Here is an 18,425-nt window from a genome sequence, read left to right on the forward strand (position 1 = left end):
TCATGTTCTTGCGCACGTCCATGTGCGGGTAGAGCGCATAGGACTGGAACACCATCGCGATTTTGCGCTCGGCCGGGGCGAGCGCGTTCACCTTGCGGTCGGCGATGACGATGTCGCCCGAGGTCGGTGCGTCGAGACCGGCGATCATGCGCAGAAGCGTCGATTTGCCGCAGCCGGACGGACCGACCAGCACGACGAACTCGCCGTCCTCGATGCCGAGGTTGATGTCGATGAGAACCTTGGCGTCACCGTAGCTCTTGTTGAGCGCGTCAATGTGCAGTCTCGCCATGGCGAAGGCCCTACTTGACCGCGCCTGCGGTGAGGCCGCTGATCAGCTGACGGGAGAAGATCACGTAGATCGCGACGACCGGCAGGATCGCCATCGACAGCGCCGCGAGCACCGAGTTCCAGTCGGTGATGTACTGGCCGAGGAACTGCTGCACGCCGAGGGTGATGGTGTGGGTCGAATCCGACGAGGTCAGGATCAGCGGGAACCACAGGTCGTTCCAGATCGGCACGATGGTGAACACGGCGACCGTGGCGATGGCGGGGCGCAGCAGCGGCGCGATCACCTCGAAGAAGATCCGCGTCTCCGGCACCCCGTCGCAGCGCGCAGCGTCGCGCAGGTCCTTCGGAATCTGCTGCACGAATTCGCTTAGGATGAAGATCGACAGCGGCAGCCCTTGCGCGACATAGACAAGGATCAGAGCGGTCAGCGTGTCATTGAGGCCCGACTTGCGCATCATGGTCAGGATCGCGACCGAGCCAAGCCGGATCGGCACCATGATGCCGATCGACAGAAAGAGCGCCAGCGCCGTCGAGCCGCGGAACTTGTATTCGGTCAGCGCCCAGGCGGCCATCGCGCCGAACAACAGCACGAGCCCCATGCTGACGAGGGTGACGATCAGCGAATTGGCGAAATAGGTGACGATATGCGAGGCGTTGAACACCTTGTAGTAGCCGATCAGCGAGAATGTGGTCGTGTCGGGGGGCGCGAGCGGCGCGCCGAAGATCGCCTTGCGCGTCTTGAACGAGTTCATCACCACGAGCAGGATAGGCCCGATCGCGAGCAGGCTGTAGGCGACCAGAATGATATGGACGCCGAGCGTCTCGGCGCGCTGCTTGAGCATCGGGCCCCCTAGAACGAGTAGCGCCGCATGCAGCGCTGGACGATGAAGAGATAGAGGCAGACGCCGACCAGAACGATGAAGAACATCACCGTCGCCACCGCCGCGCCCATCGTCGGATTGCCCACCTGCAACTGGTTTCCGAAGAAGGTGCGGTAGAAGAAGGTGCCGAGGATGTCGGAGGCGAAGTTCGGCCCGGCGAGCGCGCCCTTGACCGAATAGATGAGGTCGAAGGCGTTGAAATTGCCGACGAAGGTCAGGATCGATACGAGGCCGATGGTCGGCAGGACCAGCGGCAGCTTGATGTGCCAAAAGATGCGGAGTTGGCCGAGGCCGTCAACGCGGGCGGCGTCCACGAGCTCATCGGGAATATTGAGCAGCGCCGCGTAGACCAGCATCATCGGGATCCCGACGAACTGCCACACCGAGATCAGCGCCAGCGTCACCAGCGCCGTCGATGGCAGTCCGAGCCACGGGGCGAACCAGCTCCCAAGGCCGACCGCCTTCAAGGCGCCCTCCGCGACGCCCCAGAGCGGCGAAAGGATCAGGTTCCAGGAAAATCCGACGATCACCACCGAAAGCATCGTCGGCAAAAAGATGACCGTGCGGTAGAGGCCCTTGAACCGGAGCGCGGGGAGACTGAGAAGCCCTGCGAGGGCGATGCCGATCGGGTTCTGCACCGCCATGTGCACCGCGAAGAAGACGAGGTTGTTCCAGACCGCGTTCCAGAACGGCTTCGACCAGACGGCGTCGGTGAGCAGCGTGACGAAATTGGCTAGGCCGACGAACGAGTACGTCCCGGAGCCGTCGCTCGTATAAGTCGAGAGCGCCATCGTCGCGATCAGGGGATAGATGGAAAAGAGCGTATAGATTGCGACTGAAGGGCCGAGGAACAACGCCAACAGCCCGAGGAAGCGCCCGCGCGGCATCGACGCGACGACTTGGGACAATGGTTCGGCCATCGTGCTTTTCGCGGGAGAAAAGATTGGCTTAACGTCGCTGGATTGCGACGCCGCCGTCAAGCGGATTGATGACGGGAACGAAGGGCGTCCTCCGCTTCCGCGAAGGACGCCCTCCCGCTTCGAGGATCAGCGCCCGGGTTTATACCACTTGTCGAGGCCGTCCTGCAGGCGCTTGCCGGCGGCGTCCGGCGTCAGCGTGCCGTTGATCACCTGGGCCGAGACGTTCCAGAGCTCGTTCTCGAGGTTCGGGTCGCCGCGCGACAGGATCTGGTAGGAATTTCGGATCGTCGACTTGCAGTCCTTGCGCCAGCCGACCATTTCGGCCGCGAGCGGGTCCTTGATCGTGACCGCCGTCTTGCTGAGCGGGAAGAAGCCCGGCAGAGCGTTGGCGTAGAGTTCGGCGAATTCCGGCGTCGCGAGCCATTCGAGGAATTTCCGGGCGTCCTCCTTGTTCTTGGAGGCGGAATTCACGCCCATGGCGATGTCGACGTGGTCGGAGATGTAACACTCGTCGTCGCCTGCGGGCAGCGGCGGCGGAAACGCGCCGATCGGGAACTGCGCCTGACCGCGGAAGGTCGTGATATCCCACGATCCGGCCGGATAAATGGCGCCCTTGCCGAGCGAGAACAGGTTCTGGCTGTCGGGATATTTTTGCGCCTGGAAGCCATTGCCCATGTAAGGCGCCCAGGAGGCGAGTTCCTTGAACACTGCGATATACTGCGGGTCGGTGAACTTCTCTTTGCCGGAGATCAGCGCGAGGCGCCCGGCCTCGCCCTTCCAGTAGTCGGGTCCGATGTTCTGGAAGCCCATGGTCGCGGCTTCCCACTGGTCGGCGGTGCCGAGGTCGATCGGCGTATAGGTCCCGTCCTTCTTCAGCATGTCGAGGATGTCGTGGAACTCCGCCATCGTCTTCGGCGGCTGGGCGCCGATCTTCTTGAAGGCGTCCTCGTTGTACATGAAGCCATGGATGACCGAGGCCATCGGCACGCAGAACGTGACCTTGCCGTCGTCGGTGGACCAAGCCGCCTTGGCTATGTCCGAGAAGTTCTCCATGCCCTTGAGATCGTTCAGCGGGTCGAGCTGATGTTTCTTGAATTGCGTGAGCGAGACGTCGAAGGGGCGGCAGGTGATAAGATCGCCCGCCGCTCCGCCATCCAGTCGGGCGTTCAGCGCAGCGTTGTAGTCGGCCGGCGCCAAGGGCGCGAACTCGACCTTGATGTCGGGATAGTGCTTGTTGAAGGCGGGGATGAGCGTGTTGTTCCAGATGTCGGCGTCGTCGTTGCGCCAGCTCTCGATCTTCAGCGAGCCGGCTTGGGCCGCGACCAGCCCGGTCAGCAACGCGGCCAGAGCGACGCCGCCGCGCATCCATGCGATACCCGTCTTCATCCTACCCTCCTCACTCGCCGGGCTTCATGCCCGCGCTCGAATTGACATCCGCATCCGCGCCCCTGAGGCGCGCCAGAATCCGGGAAAGGTCGCGGCCGCATTCTGCGACAAGCGCATACGCTCGCGCCGCATCGAGACGGCCGGCCGCGGCGGCGACCGCGACGGGCACGTCGTTTTGCGCCTCGTCCAGGGCGGCGGCAGCCGCGGACTCTCCGACCGCGGCCAGCCGCGCGACGATGCCCTCGGCGCGGGCTCGCAGTTTGGCGTTGTCGGCTCGCAGGTTGACCATCAATCCGTCATGGACCCAACCGACTTCCGCGGCGGCGAGCGTCGAGAGGACGCCCAGCGCCGCCTTTTGCGCCGTTCCGGCGGCAAGCCGTGTCGAGCCTTCCACCGCCTCCGCACCGATGTCGAACACCGCGGCCGCGTCGGCGATCGCGGCGAGCGGCGAGCCTGCCCGGCAGACGACGGCCACGAGGCGCGCGCCGGCTGCCTTGACGCGGCGCGCGCCGGCGACGGTGAAGGGCGTGGATCCGCTGGCCGAGACGGCGATGGCGGCGTCATTCGGGCCGGGCTTGAGATCGTCGACCGCCTCGACGGCCGCCCGTTCGTCGTCTTCGCCGGCGCCGTCGACGAGAAACCGCTCGCCGTTCGGCGTGACGAAGCGGACGCGCGCGGGATCGAGACCGAAGGTGCCGGGCAGTTCAAGCCCGTCCTGCGTCGCGAGGAGCCCGGACGAGCCTGCCCCGAGATAAAGAAGCCGTCCGCCGCTTTGCAGGGCGGCCGCAACCATGCGGGCTGCGCCGGCGAGCGCGGCGCGCTCTTTCGCCACGCAATCGATGGCGTGGATCTGTCCTGCGACCAGGGAATCGAGCAGCGGCGCCCGGATTTCGCCGGCGTTTCGTGAGGCTTGCGCGTTCGCGGACGCCAACGAGTTCCTCCTTGCCCAATAAGTAGACCAGTTCAGGCCCTCTTGTGTTTCATTATGGGCCAAGGGTATACCTCTTGTCTAGTGGAGGACGGAGGAGGGAATGACGGAGCTTCGCGCGATCAGGGCTGAACGCAAGCCCCTGTTCGCGAGCGTCAGCGCGGCCCTCAAGCGCGAAATCGCGTCGGGTCGCTTCGCCCAGTCCGACCTGTTGCCGGGCGAGCGGGAGCTGTCGCAGATGCTCGAGGTTTCCCGCACCACGCTCCGGCGCGCGATTGCGGGGCTCATCGAAGAGGGCGTGCTCGTCCATCGCCATGGCGCAGGGACCTTCGTCCGCCGCAGTCCGCCACATGTCGAGCAGCCGCTGTCGCGGCTGACAAGCTTCACCGAGGACATGCGGCTGAGGGGTCTCGCCGCCTCCTCCAAAGTCATCGAGCGCGGCGCCTTTTTGCCGACGCCGGAAGAATCGATGATGCTCGACATCGCGTTGAGCGAGGCGGTCTTCCGGCTGTCCCGGCTGAGGCTCGCGGACGGGGTGCCGATGGCGATCGAGCGGGCCGCGGTGCCGATGCGCTTTCTCGGCGAGGCCGAGCGGGTCGGCGATTCGCTCTACGCGGCCCTGGAGGCTTCAGGCTATCGTCCCGTGCGCGCGGTTCAGCGGCTGAGGGCGGTGGTGATCGGCGCGCCCGAGGCGGCGCTGCTCGACATCCCCGAGGGCTCGCCCGCGCTCGACATCCACCGTGTCGCCTATGTCGCCGACGGACGAAGGGTCGAGTTCACCCGCTCGACCTACCGCTCGGACACCTACGACTTTGTGGCCGAACTGACCCTGCCGCCGAACGCGCGGCAGCGTGCCGAAGGAGCGCAACGATGACCGGGACGTTCATGGCGGCGGAGATTACTGAAACCGGGCAGGCCCTGCGCCGCCAGCTCGACGCCAACCGCGACGCGACGAAAAAACTCGCGGCCGAGCTTCGCGCCGGCGAGCCGGCTTTCGTCGCGACTATCGCGCGCGGCAGCTCGGATCACGCGGCCTTGTTTCTCAAGCACGTCGTCGAACTGAAGCTCGGCCTCGCCTGCGCCTCGCTCGGGCCCTCGATCGCCTCGCTCTATCACGCGCCGCTCCGGCTTTCGCGCGCGGTCGCGATCACCATTTCGCAGTCCGGCCGTAGCCCGGACATCGTCGCGATGCAGCACTCGGCCAAGGCGGCGGGCGCGACGGCGATTGCGCTGGTCAACGACGAGAATTCGCCCGCGGCGCTTGACGCCGACGCGCTGCTGGCGCTGCACGCCGGCGTCGAGCGCTCGGTTGCCGCGACCAAGTCGATGATCGCCTCGCTGGTTGCGGGGGCCTCGCTGGTCGCGGACTGGAGCGAGGACGCCGAACTTGCGGCCGCTTTGGAGACCTTGCCGACGGTTCTCGACGCCACGCACGCCGCTGCGCCGCCGGCGATTGAGGACGCCTTGGCCACGACGACCTCGCTCTTCGTCATCGGGCGAGGCGCGACCTTCGCCGTGGCCATGGAGGCGGCGCTCAAGCTCAAGGAAACCTCGGCCATTCACGCGGAAGCGTTCTCCTCGGCCGAGGTGCTGCACGGGCCCGCGGGCGTCGTCACGCCGGGTTTTCCGGTGCTGGGCTTCGCCCCCGGCGACGCGGCGCGCGACGGATTCTTCGAGACGGTGGACCGGCTCGCTTCGTTCGGCGCGGCGCCGCTAATCGTCGATGTCGAACGCCACGCCCAATGGCCGACGCTGGTCGCGCCCGACGCCGGGCATCCGATGGTCACCCCGATTGCGGCGCTGCACACTTTCTATCGTCTGGCCGAAGCGACCTCCCGCCGCCGCGGCCGCAACCCCGACGACCCGCCGCATCTGATGAAGGTCACGCGGACGGTGTGACAACGCCCGCGCTCGCGGGGCAGGTGGCGAAGGCTCCAAAGCGATCCGCTTAAGGGCTCAGGGCTTGATCACGACGCAGCCGAGATTTCCGGCGGTCGCCGCGGCGTCCATGGCTTGAGGAAGGTCCGCGATTGGGAAAACGCTCGGGCGGATGGGGCTCATGTCGAGAAGCCCACTGCGGACGAGTTCGACGAGGCGGCGGGCAGCGCTGCGCGGATACATGAACTGGCCCAGAATCTCCCAGTCGTTCAGCATGACGGCGGTGTAGGGAACGGGCAGGGGAACGGTCATGCTGCCCATGAGCACCAGACGCCCGGCGCGGCGGAGGCTGAGCATCGCCGCGAGCGTTGCGTTGGGATCGGCGGCGTTGCCGACCATGTCGAACGCGATATGCGCGCCGCCGCCGGCTGCGGCGCGAAGGCGCCCAGCGTCCGCTTCCGCCGCCCCGGTCAACGTGACAGAAGAGACGCGCGGGCCTCCCGCTTGGGCCGCCGCCGTGAGCGCCTTTTCGTCCCGTCCGGCGGCGATGATTTTCGCTGCGCCGAGCGCGGCGCCGAGGAGAACGGCCGCCGTTCCGTAGGCGCCGTTGGCGCCGGTCACGACGAGCGTCTCGCCCGGCGCCAGCCGCCCCCTCAGGAGGCCGCCGAACGGAATGACGAAACGGCTGAGGACGGCGAGCTCCGCTGCATCGCGCGCATCGAGCCCTTCGAGCGGGGTCGCCGCCTCGACGGGAACGAGCGCGTATTCGGCCAGCGTTCCGTCGGGCCAGTCGGCGAGCATCGCTTCTGCGCCTGCCCCCGCGGTCAGGCCGATCAAGACCTGCTCCGGATCGTCCACGTTCTCGCGCGCCACGAAATGCGAGGACAGCGCGACGCGCTGACCGGGCTTCAGGCGCCAGACGTCCCGGCCGACCGCCTCGACGACGCCGATCCCATTCGTCCCGATCGTGAACTCGCCCTGCGGCGGATTGTAGAAGGGCAGCTTTCCTTCGACATAGGGACGCAGATAGGACATGAGGCTAGACGCCTCGATTTTGACGAGCGCGCTGCCGGGACGGGGCTCGGGGACCGGGACCTCTTTCAGATCGAGCGCGCCGCCAAGACGGCTCAGGCGCCAGGCCTTCATGTGTCTCCCGCTCATGCGGTCCTCCTCGCTCACAACGCATTCACGCCGATGATCGCCCTCGCCGCAACCGGAAATCCGTTCGACAACGCGACGCGCCCCCATCTGGCGGAGGCGATCCTGCCGGCTCTTGACGCTGGTCTCAGCAGGGCTCGAGCGCACCTTCCGGGTAACCGAGTCAGTCAGGCGCGCCTCTAACTTCGCGGAGAACCTTTGAAAATGTAGTTGACTTGGAAATTAGATTGGATAGTTTCCTAGTCAATCATACTGGACCAAGGTCGTGCCGCAATCCGTTCCCGAACTTACCGACCATCTTGGCTACTGGTTGCGCCAGGTGTCGAACCACGTGTCGCACGGCTTCGCCCGCAAGCTCGCCTCCAAGGATGTGACAGTCGCAGAGTGGGGGGTGATGCGGGTGCTCTATGGGCGCGAGCCTGCACCTCCGAGCCACGTCGCCGAGGAGATGGGCCTGACGCGCGGCGCGATCACGAAGCTTGCCGACCGCCTGATCGCAAAGGACCTGATGATCCGCGAATCCGACCCTGAAGATGGCCGTGCGCAGACCCTTCGGCTGACAACCAAAGGCGCGAGGTTCGTGCCCGAACTCGCCGCACTGGCCGACGCCAATGAAGCCGAATGCTTCGCCCATCTCTCGTCCGACGAACGGCGCGCGCTGTTTCGCGTTCTCAAGATGACCGCCGCGCGGCTGTGGGTCTCACCGCCGCGCCCATCGACTGACGCTGTTCAGGTTCAAACCCGGAGAAACCCAATGGATGATCGAGTGATTAAAGTTGCCGAGCGCTGCCTTCACGGCGCGGAAGACAACAGCATGACCTTCCCGCAAATCGTAGGAGCCTTGATGCAGGCAGGCTTCGAAGGCTACGCCATCGACTTCCGTCGAGCGACCGCGACATATTACCTGCCCGACGGCGACAGCATCGTCCTGCCGACGCATCGCCCCGAGGCTCCGGTCGCGCCCGATTTCGATCCGCCGGCCGTCCAGGCTGCGATCAAGGAAGCGCAGCAACTCGTCCCCGGATACACCTATCTCGGCTTCTGCAGGAAGGTCATGGCCGCGGGCTGCGCGGGCTACATCGTCTCGTTCTCGGGCCGCCGGGCGCTCTATTTCGGCCGTACCGCGGAGACCCACGTCGAGCGCTTCCCGCAATGATCGGCCGCAGCGTGCGGTGCGCTCCAGCTAATGCCGGCGTTGTCGCGCCGGACGCGGGCATGCAATGCTCACACCAACCCCGGCGTTTCCAGCGACAGTCGTCCTCCCCCGCTTAACGGGGGAGGTAAATCGTTTCAGGGCTTTGGCCTACTGGCCGCTCGCCTGCACCTTCTTCACATAGTCCTCGACCGCCTCGACAACCTTCTTGTCGGGATTGACCTTGCAATATTCGATGACCTCGTGGATGCCTTGCTTGGTGCGCGCGACGTTGATCGAGTGCCGCTTCAAGTGGCCGTTGAACCATCCGCTGTACCAGGTCCCGAGGAAATTGGCGTCCTCCTGAAACGTGTTGGCGAGTTGCGCGCACGTCAATGCCTTGACATTGATATAGCCTTTTTCGTCGGCATAGGTCTTCAACTCGACCTGGGCCTGGGACGCTGACGCCGAGGCGACAAAATACGAGCAGGCGACGAGGGCGACGCGCCAAAGCGAAGAAGCAGGCTTTGCACAAGCGATTTTTGAGGTGAGCATGTCTTCTCTTTCCAATTCAATGAATTCCTGTTCGATGCAGCGCACGCGTCAGGTCATTTCTCGTCGTCCACCCTGATGCCGGCTTCCTTGCGCATCTGCTTGATATTGATGTCCATCGCGGAAATCACTTTCTTTTCCGGATTGGCCTTGCAATAGACGATGACCCGATGCTCCAGCTCTTTGGCGCGATCGACCTTCATCTTGCTGTAGTCCGCGAGGCCGTTGTACCAGCCGCTGTACCAGACGGTCAGGAAGTCGGCGTCTTCCTGCCATGTCCCGGCCAGCTGTTTGCAGGTCAGCTTCTGGACGTCGAGGTTGCCGTTGGCGTCGGCGTAGGCGGAGAGGTCGGTCTGGGCTTCAGCCGCGCCGGTGCAAAGCATGGCCGCGAAAAGCGGAATTACGAATTTCATCCTTGAGCTCCTTCGAGTCTTGGGCGATTGCGCCCGTCGACTCTGTTTCAACGCGAACAGCGCCGCTTGAAGCGCGCAAATCGCCCGCCCGGCCCGATGGAGTGGACTCCGGGGAATTCCGGTCGGACCGCCCCCTTACGCGAAAAGTGCTCGGGCGACAAACCGAGGAAGCCATTGCGCACGGCAATGACGGGTCGGGGCGCGACGTCTCTTTCCGCGACACAGGTCGGCGTTTCTCGGCCTAACGCCGACGTTGAGCGCCAAGTCCTGGCCAACCGGGGCCAAGCCCGAAGCGGGTCATCCGATACCGTTGCGCCGGCATTCGGTGTGGCCGCAGCCTGGTATATTTCTACCTTCTGCGCACTTATGTTAGATTACGATTGCATCGAGACAGGTATTTTTGCCAGTGTTGCAATCATGACAATAAATAACTCTGGCGTTATAACAGAAGTTACACTTAAGAAAGATTGAATTAAACCAATCATAACTCGACAGGTGGAGAAACTGTACTTGTCACTGCCTGATAGTGACATGCGATCACATCGCGCTTGCCTGACCCCCGACCCGCCCGCTGACGCCGGCGCGAAAAGTGACAGGCTTTGGCGCACAACCCCTTGGAATCGCTGCTGCCCTGCCAAGACCGCGAGCGCCTCTCCCCAAGAAGCCGCCCGGACCGTCCCTGCCTGGAAAGGCGGCCTCTACAGCCTCACCACCTGCCCGGTCCTCATGCTCTCGTCCGCCGCGAACACGATGCGCAGCGAGTTGATCGCGTCGGCCCAGTGGTCCGCGAGGTCGACTTCGCCCCGGATCGCCCGCAGGAACAGCCGCTGCTCCCGCTCGCAAAGCTCCTGGTGGCCCGGCTCGTCCTCGGTCGACTCAATCGTGTCGGGCGCGACAAAGCGGCCCTCGGCGTCGAGCGCGGCGTGATGGATGCGGAGCGCGTTGGTGCGGGTATGGGCGTCGTGGTCGGACGATTTCACGGCCGCGCCCGCGGCCTCCTTGGCGACGATCGAGACACAGCCCTTCGGCCCGATCATGTCCTTCACGAAGAAGGCGGTCTCGCTCATCATCGGGCCCCAGCCCGCCTCGTACCAGCCGACCGAGCCGTCGTCGAAGACGATGTGCAGGTGGCCGTAGTTGACCATGGTGGGGGCGATCTCGTCGCTGAGCCTTGCGCCGACCGCATGCACGAGAACCGGCTTGGCCCGCGTGACCTGGCACATGACGTCGACATAGTGGACGCCGCAGTCGACGATCGGCGAGGTCGACTTCATCAGGGCCTTGTGCACCTCCCAGAACGAGCCGGACGACTGCTGGTTGAGGTTCATCCGCATCACCAGCGGCTTGCCGAGCGTACGGCCGATCTCGACGAAACGGGTCCAGGACGGGTGGACGCGCAAAATGTAGCCGACGAGCAGCGCTCTCTTCGCCGCCTTCGCCGCGGCGACCACCTTCTCGGCCGCCTCGAGCGTGTCGGCGAGCGGCTTTTCGCAAAAGACATGCGCGCCGGCCTCGAGCGCCTCGAGGGCCATCGGAGCGTGATGCTCGGTGTAGGCGGCGATCGCGACCGCGTCGGGCTTCAGCTGGGCGAGCGCCTCGCCGAGGTCGTCGAAGCGGGGAACGCCCCCAAATTCCTCGTCGAGGTCGCGGCGCTTCGCAGCGTTGCGGGTGCATAAGCCAACGAGCTCGAACCCGTCGATCGTCCGATAGGCGCGGGCGTGGCTCGTTCCCATGGTCCCGAGTCCGACGACGAGAACGCGCTGGCGCTTAGGGTCGCTCACTGGGGCCTCCTTCCTCTGGTCCTGGCGCATGGTAGCCGCTCGACGCCGACAGGACCATCGCGAGGGGCGCGCTATTGCGCTGAATTTGCCTGTGGTCTGGCGCTTGCGCCGGGCCGGCGCAGGCCCTATAGGCGGCGCCGGGCTTAAAGGAACAGGGCATGGCTCAGGTGCAGGAACGACGCCCGGCCGAGAACTGGGCGCCGGAGAGCGCGCCGCCTTCCCCGGAACCGCCCAGCCTCGCCGTGCGGCTCGTCGCGGCCTTCCGGCGTCGTCGCAAGACGCTCAGGCGGCTCGGGCTCGCGACGAGCGCGCTGATCATCGCCATTTCCCTGACGATCTTCGCGCGCACGCTGATGCGCATCGACATCGTCAAGTTCAAGGCGGCGTTCGCGTCGACGGGCGGCGATCAGATCCTGCTGTCCTTCGCCTTCACCGCGCTGAGCTATCTGGCGCTGACGGGTTACGACGGGCTGGCGCTCCGCCATCTGCATGTCCGGGTGCCCTATTGGCTGACGGCTCTCGCGTCGTTCGCCAGCTACGCGGTCTCGTTCACCCTTGGCTTCCCGCTCGTGACAGGCGGCGCCGTCCGCTATTGGCTCTATTCGCCTGCCGGACTCACCGCCGGAAATATCGCCAGCCTGACGATCGTGGCCGGAATAACCTTCTGGCTCGGGATGGGCCTGATCGTCGGCGTCGGCTTCATCTTCACCTCCGACGCGGTCGCCGAGATCAATCATTTCAACGCGTTGGCGAACCAGCTGATTGGGCTTTCGGCGATCGCCCTACTTATTCTGTATCTCGGCTGGGTCGGCGTCCTGCGCTGGCGCGGCGCGCCAGTCGTTGGAAACTTCAAGCTGCCTGGTCCGATGCTGACCCTGGGCCAGATGGCGCTCGGCGTGATCGACGTCTGCTCCGCCTCGGCCGCGCTCTACGTCTTGCTGCCCAAGGACGCGACGATCGGTTTTCCGACCTTCGCCACGCTCTATTCCTTCGCCGCGATGCTCGGCATCGCCAGCCATTCGCCCGGAGGACTCGGCGTGTTCGAGGCGACCATTCTCCAGGCTGTCGGCGGCGATGTCGACGCGCTGCTGGCCGCGCTCCTCCTGTTTCGCGGCATCTATTACATTGTGCCTTTCATCGCCGCGATGGCGCTGCTCGGCGGCGTCGAGGCGGTGCGACGGTGGCGTTCGATCCGTGAAGCCATGGCGGCTGCGTCCGATGAATAAGCGGGGCCGACGATGACCGAGGCGGAGGCCAGTCGACTCGGCGACCTGATCCGATCGCCGTTCGCGGTGCAGCTCATCGCGGCGATGCCGGACGCGGCGCTGATCGTCGGCGCCGACGGCCGCGTCGCGGTCGCCAACGAACCGGCGATGAATGTCCTGTCCGTTCTCAAGCTCGGCGATCCGCTCGTCCTGGCCTTGCGAGCCCCCGACGTCGTCGACGCCTATCGCCGTGTGATGGCCAGCGGGGAATCCGAGACGGTGCAGTGGGTCGAGCGGGTTCCCGTCGAGCGGCTGTTCGAAGTCTGCGTCGCGCCGCTGTCGACGCGCGGTGAGGTCGAGGCTGTGCTGGTCACGCTGCGCGACCTTACGGAAATCCGGCGGGTCGAGCGTCTGCGCGTGGATTTCATCGCCAACGCCAGCCACGAGTTGCGCACGCCGCTCGCTTCGCTCCTCGGATTCATCGAGACCCTGCAGGGGTCGGCGCGAGACGACGCCAAGGCGCGCGACCGGTTCCTCGCCATCATGCGCGATCAGGGCCGGCGGATGGCGAGGCTCATCGAGGACCTGCTGTCTCTGTCGCGGATCGAACAGAAGCAGCACGTGAGGCCGGAGACGGTGGTCGATCTCGCTCAAACGGTCCGCAGCGTCGTCGACTCCCTGTCCGCGATGGCTGAGGAACTCGGCGCGGAAATCCGGTTCAGCGCCCCCGAACCTATCCTGGTGAAGGGCGACCGGGACGAACTCCTGCGCGTCGCCGAGAACCTGATCGAAAACGCCATCAAGTACGGGGTGCGGCCGGACGCCGACGCCGGGCTCGTGGAGGTCGCCGTCGCGACCACCGAGAAGGAGGCGACTCTGACCGTGCGCGATTACGGTCACGGCATTGCCCCCGAACACCTGCCGCGACTGACGGAGCGGTTTTACCGCGTCGATGCGACCCAGAGCCGGGCGCGCAACGGCACTGGCCTCGGCCTCGCCATCGTCAAGCATATCCTGACCCGTCACCGCGGCAAGTTGAGCATCACGAGCCGCATCAATCATGGCTCGACATTTGTCGCCAGCGTGCCTCTGCACGCCAAACGGAAGTAGCTGCGACGCGCTGTCCGAAACGGCGCGGCAAGCTGGCCCACGCTTGTCCAAATGTCGTCATCTCGGCCGCGACCGCTCCTCAAGGCGCAATAAAAATTCTCTAAGACAATGCCTTACGCTGTCACAAAACGATGTCCGAGGCGTCATATAAGACTGCGGTTGGCGGCGTAAGGGTGGGGCGCGGCGCTCGCTCGCCGCTCATCCGCGGGGGGACGCCCGCGGCCTGACCTGTCGGGTCTCTCGGAGAGCCAATTATGTTCATGAAATCCATCCTCACCGCGGCCGCGCTCGCCGTCGGCGTCAGCATGGCTTCGGCCGCTGACATCTCCGGTGCCGGTGCGACTTTCCCCTTCCCAATCTACGCCAAGTGGGCGGACTCCTATAAGAAAGACACCGGCAACGGCCTGAACTATCAGTCGATCGGCTCGGGCGCCGGCATCAAGCAGATCCGCGCCAAGACGGTCACATTCGGCGCCACCGACGCGCCGCTGAAGCCCGAAGAACTGTCGAAGGACGGCCTCGCCCAGTGGCCGATGGTGATGGGCGGCATCGTGGCGGTCGTCAATCTCGAGGGCGTGAAGCCGGGTGATTTCCACATCGACGGCCCGACGCTTGCGAACATCTATCTCGGCAAGATCACGAGCTGGAACGATCCGGCGCTGAAGGCCCTTAATCCGAAGCTCGACCTACCGAACCTGCCGATCGTTCCGATCCACCGCGCGGACGGCTCAGGCACGACGTTCAACTTCACCTACTATCTCGGCGAAGTCTCCCCGGACTGGAAGTCGAAGGTCGGCGTCGCCACCACGGTCGACTGGCCTGGCGGTATCGGCGCCAAAGGCAACGACGGCGTCGCCAACAACGTCGCCACCACCAAAGGCGCGATCGGCTACGTCGAATACGCCTATGCCAAGCAGAACAAGCTCACCCATGCGTCGATGGTGAACAAGGCCGGCAAGGTCGTCGAGCCGACGCTCGAAGCCTTCCAGGCCGCCGCGGCGAACGCCGACTGGGCCAATGCGCCCGACTTCTATCAGATTCTCGCCAATCAGCCCGGCGACAAGTCTTGGCCGATGACCGCCGCGACTTTCATCCTGATGTATAAGAGCCCGGCTAACGTTGCCGCCTCGAACGATGGGCTCGCATTTTTCAAGTGGGCGTATGAGAAGGGCGACAAGATGGCTGAGGACCTCGACTACATCCCGATGCCCGATAACGTCGTCAAGCTCGTCGAAGCCTATTGGGCGAAGGAAATCAAGCAGAATTGACGAGGCGCGGGCGGGCGGCGGCGAGCCGTCCGCCCGGGCTCCCGGGTCTATGCGTACCGTTAAGCCTCCAGGAAAGTTGAAAACCGACATGTCGGCAACCGCGATGTCCGGCGCCAGCGCCGCCCACAGTTCGACCATGGATCGCGCTCGCGCGCTCTCGCGGCTGAAATTCTCCGACAGCGGGTTTCGCCTGATGACGCTGGCCTCAGCGCTGATCGTGCTCATCCTTCTTCTAGGGGTCGCGATTTCGCTGTTCGTCGGCGCATGGCCCGCTTTCCGCGAGTTCGGGATCAATTTCTTCTTCTCCGATGCCTGGAGCCCGCCGAAAGAGCAATTCGGGGCTGCGACCGCGATCTACGGAACGCTCGTTACATCGCTGATTGCGATGCTGATCGCGGTCCCGGTCGGTCTGGGCATCGCGGTCTTCCTCACCGAATTGTGCTGGATCTCGTTGCGGCGGCCAATCGGCGTCGCCATTGAGTTGCTCGCCGGCATTCCCTCCATCATCTACGGCATCTGGGGCGTCTACTACTTCCGTCCGGTGATGCAGTCCTACATCCAGCCGTTCCTTATCAACACGCTCGGCAATGTCCCCGGGATCGGCTTTCTCTTCCAAGGACCGCCGTTTGGCTACGGCGTGCTCACCGCGGGGCTTGTCCTCGCGTTGATGATTTTGCCCTTCATCACCGCCGTGTCGCGTGACGTGTTCGATACCGTTCCAACCGTATTGAAGGAGGCGGCGTACGGGGTTGGCGCGACGACCTTCGAAGTTGTCGGCAACATTGTCTTCCCCTACACGCGGGTGGGCGTGATCGGCGGCGTGATGCTAGCCCTGGGCCGCGCGCTCGGCGAGACGCTGGCTGTCACCTTCGTCATCGGCAACGCGACCAAAATCCAGTCGTCGATCCTCGCTCAGGGCACGACCATCTCGGCTATGATCGCCAACCAGTTCGCCGATGCGGACCCAGGGCTTTTTACCTCGTCGCTGCTGGCGCTCGGCTTCATCCTGTTTGTCATCACGTTCATCGTTCTTGCGGCCGCGCGCTGGATGCTGGCGCGCCTCGAGTTGAAGGCTTAAGCCGATGGCGGACCTCTATTCCGGGCGCAAGCGCAGCAACGCGATCTGGACGACTCTCGCCTACGGGGCGACGGCCCTCGGCCTCAGCATGCTGGTGATCATCCTGGCTACGTTGCTGTGGAATGGTTTCGGCGGACTGTCGCTGGACGTCTTCACCAAGAACACCGCCCCGCCCGGAGTAGTCGGCGGCCTCCTGAACTCGATCGTCGGCAGTATCATCACGACGGCGATCGGCCTCGCAATCGGCGCGCCGCTCGGCATTCTGGCGGGAACCTACCTGGCCGAATACGGGCGCAGCGATCGCCTTGCCGTTGTAGTGCGCTTCATCAACGACATTCTGCTCAGCGCGCCGTCGATCGTGGTCGGCCTCTTCATCTACGAGCTGCTCGTCGTGCCTGTCGGGCACTTCTCCGCCCTCGCCGGCGGCGTCGCGCTGGCGGTTCTCGGCGCGCCGATCATGGTGCGCACCACCGAGGACATGCTCAATCTTGTGCCTGATACGCTGCGCGAAGCGGCCTCGGCGTTGGGAATGCCGCGGTCCCTCGTCATCCGTCATATCGCTTATAAGGCGGTGCGCTCCGGCATCATCACCGGGATCCTTCTGGCGATCGCCCGAATGACGGGCGAGACGGCGCCGTTGATCTTTACCGCGCTCGGCAATTCGCTCTTTACCCTCGATCCGCGCGGACCGATGTCAAGCCTTCCGCTGATCATCTACGAGTTCGCTCGAAGCCCTTACGCCGAGCAGCAGAAGCTCGCATGGACGGGCGCGCTCATCCTCACCTTCGCGGTGCTTGCTCTCAGCATCACGGCCCGTGCGCTCTCCGCGCAGACACAACAAAAGTAAATCAAAGGTTTTCGCTCATGAGCAACGAAACCAGCGCCCCGAGGCCCGCCAAGGCGCCGAGCGCGTCCAAAGACAAGGTCGTCATCCGCGGTCTCGACTTCTTCTACGGCCAGTCGAAGGCGCTCAAAGACGTCACCCTGTCCCTTTATGAGGGCCAGGTGACGGCATTCATCGGTCCTTCGGGCTGCGGCAAGTCCACGCTTCTGCGCGTGCTGAACCGCATGTACGACCTCTATCCCGGCCAGCGGGCGGAAGGCGAGGTTCTGCTCGACGGTGAAAACATTCTGGCGAAAGACCTCGATCTTAACCTTCTGCGCTCGCGCGTCGGCATGGTGTTCCAGAAGCCGACGCCGTTTCCGATGACGATCTACGACAACATCGCCTTCGGGGTCCGCCTGTACGAAAAGCTTCCCAAGTCCGAGATGGACGCGCGCGTCGAATCGTCGCTCAAGCGGACTGCGCTCTGGGGCGAAGTCAAAGACAAACTGAACGCCAACGGCCTCAGCCTCTCCGGCGGACAGCAGCAGCGCCTCTGCATCGCTCGAACCGTCGCGATCGCTCCGGAAGTGATCCTGTTCGACGAGCCGACCTCGGCGCTCGATCCGATTTCCACCGCCAAGATCGAGGAACTGCTGGACGAACTGTCCGGAGAGTACACGATCGCCATCGTTACCCACAACATGCAGCAGGCCGCGCGCGTTTCGCACTACACGGCCTTCATGTATCTGGGCGAGATGGTCGAGTTCAACGAGACCAACGCCGTCTTCACCTCGCCGCGCGACAAGCGCACTCAGGATTACGTTACCGGCCGGTTCGGCTGAGGGAGCGAACGCCGTGGTCGAACATACCGTCAAATCCTACGACAGAGACCTCGACACGCTCGAGCGGCTGATCGCCGAAATGGGCGGCATCGCCGAGAAGATGGTGATCGACGCCGTGGACGCGCTGGCCAACGGCGACACGGTGCTCGCGCATCAGGTCGTCGCCGCCGATCCGCGCCTCGACGCGCTGCAGCGCGAGGTCGAAGACCTCGCGGTGATGACGATCGCCCGCCGGCAGCCCGTGGCCATCGATCTGCGCGAGCTGATCGGCGCCATCCGCGTCGCCGGCGACCTCGAACGGGTTGGCGATCTCGCCAAGAACATCGCCAAGCGCACGATCAAGATCGGCGCAGAATCCCGGGTTCCGCGCGCCATCGTTGGCCTCCGGCACATGAACGAGGTCGCCACCGAGCTTATGAAGGATGTCCTCGACGCCTATGCGCAGCGCGACGCCGAGCGGGCGCGGGAGGTCTGGGAGCGCGACGTCGACCTCGACGCGCTCGAGGACTCGGTGTTCCGGGATCTCCTCACCCACATGATGGAGGATCCCCGCAACATCTCGTTTTGCGCCCATCTCCTGTTCTGCTCCAAAAACATCGAGCGGATTGGCGACCACGCCACCAACATCGCCGAGACGGTCGTCTATCTGGTCACCGGCGAGGCGATGCCCTCCGACCGTCCGCGCGGACGGCAGGAGACCGACATCGACGTCGAGGCCGCCGGGGGCGACGCATGAATCAGGCGCCCAGGGAGAACGGCCGTATCAATGCGGCGTCGGC

Annotated in this window: 19 protein-coding genes and 1 pseudogene; 11 read left to right on the forward strand and 9 right to left on the reverse strand. The window is 64.7% G+C overall.

What is annotated here, in order from left to right:
- The 5 genes from ACLP25_RS26950 to ACLP25_RS26970 form a co-directional block, all read right to left on the reverse strand.
- The coding region (locus tag ACLP25_RS26950) for an ATP-binding cassette domain-containing protein (protein WP_442472181.1) at window positions 1-289 on the reverse strand (289 nt) is incomplete at its 3' end.
- Between the two features lie 10 nt (window positions 290-299).
- A complete protein-coding gene (locus ACLP25_RS26955) occupies window positions 300-1,130 on the reverse strand; it encodes a carbohydrate ABC transporter permease (protein WP_442472182.1) in 831 nt (276 codons plus the stop codon).
- Between the two features lie 8 nt (window positions 1,131-1,138).
- On the reverse strand, window positions 1,139-2,089 hold the full coding sequence (locus ACLP25_RS26960) for a carbohydrate ABC transporter permease (protein ID WP_442472183.1): 951 nt from the start codon (window positions 2,087-2,089) through the stop codon (window positions 1,139-1,141).
- Between the two features lie 126 nt (window positions 2,090-2,215).
- Complete coding sequence (locus ACLP25_RS26965) at window positions 2,216-3,454, reverse strand: ABC transporter substrate-binding protein (RefSeq protein ID WP_442472197.1); 1,239 nt, start codon at window positions 3,452-3,454, stop codon at window positions 2,216-2,218.
- A gap of 31 nt (window positions 3,455-3,485) precedes the next feature.
- Window positions 3,486-4,406, reverse strand: a complete 921-nt coding sequence (locus ACLP25_RS26970) for an N-acetylmuramic acid 6-phosphate etherase (RefSeq protein WP_442472184.1) — start codon at window positions 4,404-4,406, stop codon at window positions 3,486-3,488.
- Between the two features lie 100 nt (window positions 4,407-4,506).
- On the opposite strand from ACLP25_RS26970, the gene ACLP25_RS26975 reads away from it, so the two are divergent.
- Window positions 4,507-5,277 (forward strand): GntR family transcriptional regulator, encoded by a 771-nt coding sequence (locus tag ACLP25_RS26975; RefSeq protein ID WP_442472185.1) that lies wholly within the window; start codon window positions 4,507-4,509, stop codon window positions 5,275-5,277.
- Window positions 5,274-6,302 carry an SIS domain-containing protein gene (locus tag ACLP25_RS26980; RefSeq protein ID WP_442472186.1) on the forward strand — a complete coding sequence of 343 codons (1,029 nt, stop codon included), beginning with the start codon at window positions 5,274-5,276 and terminating at the stop codon, window positions 6,300-6,302. The genes ACLP25_RS26975 and ACLP25_RS26980 overlap by 4 nt, the downstream gene beginning before the upstream one ends.
- Before the next feature lie 57 nt (window positions 6,303-6,359).
- Here ACLP25_RS26980 and ACLP25_RS26985 read toward each other — a convergent pair whose 3' ends face one another.
- Window positions 6,360-7,442, reverse strand: a complete 1,083-nt coding sequence (locus tag ACLP25_RS26985) for a zinc-binding dehydrogenase (RefSeq protein ID WP_442472187.1) — start codon at window positions 7,440-7,442, stop codon at window positions 6,360-6,362.
- A 391-nt stretch (window positions 7,443-7,833) separates the two neighbouring features.
- Between ACLP25_RS26985 and ACLP25_RS26990 the strand changes: the two are divergent.
- Together ACLP25_RS26990 and ACLP25_RS26995 are read left to right on the forward strand one after the other, a co-directional pair.
- Window positions 7,834-7,923, forward strand: a pseudogene (locus ACLP25_RS26990) (MarR family transcriptional regulator); the annotation flags it as partial.
- A gap of 270 nt (window positions 7,924-8,193) precedes the next feature.
- Window positions 8,194-8,595, forward strand: coding sequence for a DUF1398 domain-containing protein (locus tag ACLP25_RS26995; RefSeq protein ID WP_442472198.1), 402 nt, complete (start codon window positions 8,194-8,196; stop codon window positions 8,593-8,595).
- Window positions 8,596-8,742: 147 nt separating this feature from the next.
- Here the strand turns inward: ACLP25_RS26995 and ACLP25_RS27000 are convergent, their stop codons facing one another.
- From ACLP25_RS27000 to ACLP25_RS27010, 3 genes are all read right to left on the reverse strand, one after another.
- Window positions 8,743-9,126 (reverse strand): HdeA/HdeB family chaperone, encoded by a 384-nt coding sequence (locus ACLP25_RS27000; protein ID WP_442472188.1) that lies wholly within the window; start codon window positions 9,124-9,126, stop codon window positions 8,743-8,745.
- A 53-nt stretch (window positions 9,127-9,179) separates the two neighbouring features.
- Window positions 9,180-9,536, reverse strand: a complete 357-nt coding sequence (locus ACLP25_RS27005) for an HdeA/HdeB family chaperone (protein ID WP_442472189.1) — start codon at window positions 9,534-9,536, stop codon at window positions 9,180-9,182.
- 698 nt (window positions 9,537-10,234) lie between these two features.
- A complete protein-coding gene (locus ACLP25_RS27010; RefSeq protein WP_442472190.1) occupies window positions 10,235-11,347 on the reverse strand; it encodes a Gfo/Idh/MocA family protein in 1,113 nt (370 codons plus the stop codon).
- A gap of 128 nt (window positions 11,348-11,475) precedes the next feature.
- Here ACLP25_RS27010 and ACLP25_RS27015 point away from each other — a divergent pair, with 128 nt between their 5' ends.
- The 7 genes from ACLP25_RS27015 to phoU all read left to right on the forward strand — a co-directional run bounded on the left by ACLP25_RS27015 (window position 11,476) and on the right by phoU (window position 18,382).
- Complete coding sequence (locus tag ACLP25_RS27015) at window positions 11,476-12,543, forward strand: UPF0104 family protein (protein ID WP_442472191.1); 1,068 nt, start codon at window positions 11,476-11,478, stop codon at window positions 12,541-12,543.
- Between the two features lie 12 nt (window positions 12,544-12,555).
- Entirely contained in the window at window positions 12,556-13,632 is a 1,077-nt protein-coding gene (locus ACLP25_RS27020) for an ATP-binding protein (protein ID WP_442472192.1), read from the forward strand.
- Between the two features lie 251 nt (window positions 13,633-13,883).
- Window positions 13,884-14,900, forward strand: a complete 1,017-nt coding sequence (pstS, locus tag ACLP25_RS27025) for a phosphate ABC transporter substrate-binding protein PstS (protein WP_442472199.1) — start codon at window positions 13,884-13,886, stop codon at window positions 14,898-14,900.
- 88 nt (window positions 14,901-14,988) lie between these two features.
- Window positions 14,989-15,978, forward strand: a complete 990-nt coding sequence (pstC, locus tag ACLP25_RS27030) for a phosphate ABC transporter permease subunit PstC (RefSeq protein WP_442472193.1) — start codon at window positions 14,989-14,991, stop codon at window positions 15,976-15,978.
- Between the two features lie 4 nt (window positions 15,979-15,982).
- Window positions 15,983-16,825: a phosphate ABC transporter permease PstA gene (gene pstA, locus ACLP25_RS27035; protein WP_442472194.1), complete on the forward strand. Its 843-nt coding sequence runs from the start codon at window positions 15,983-15,985 to the stop codon at window positions 16,823-16,825.
- A 17-nt stretch (window positions 16,826-16,842) separates the two neighbouring features.
- Window positions 16,843-17,646 carry a phosphate ABC transporter ATP-binding protein PstB gene (pstB, locus tag ACLP25_RS27040; RefSeq protein ID WP_442472195.1) on the forward strand — a complete coding sequence of 268 codons (804 nt, stop codon included), beginning with the start codon at window positions 16,843-16,845 and terminating at the stop codon, window positions 17,644-17,646.
- A gap of 13 nt (window positions 17,647-17,659) precedes the next feature.
- Entirely contained in the window at window positions 17,660-18,382 is a 723-nt protein-coding gene (phoU, locus tag ACLP25_RS27045; RefSeq protein ID WP_442472196.1) for a phosphate signaling complex protein PhoU, read from the forward strand.
- The last annotated feature ends 43 nt before the right edge of the window (window positions 18,383-18,425 follow it).

Origin of the sequence: Roseiarcus sp., from assembly GCF_052145395.1 — a bacterium.
GTDB lineage: Bacteria > Pseudomonadota > Alphaproteobacteria > Rhizobiales > Beijerinckiaceae > Roseiarcus.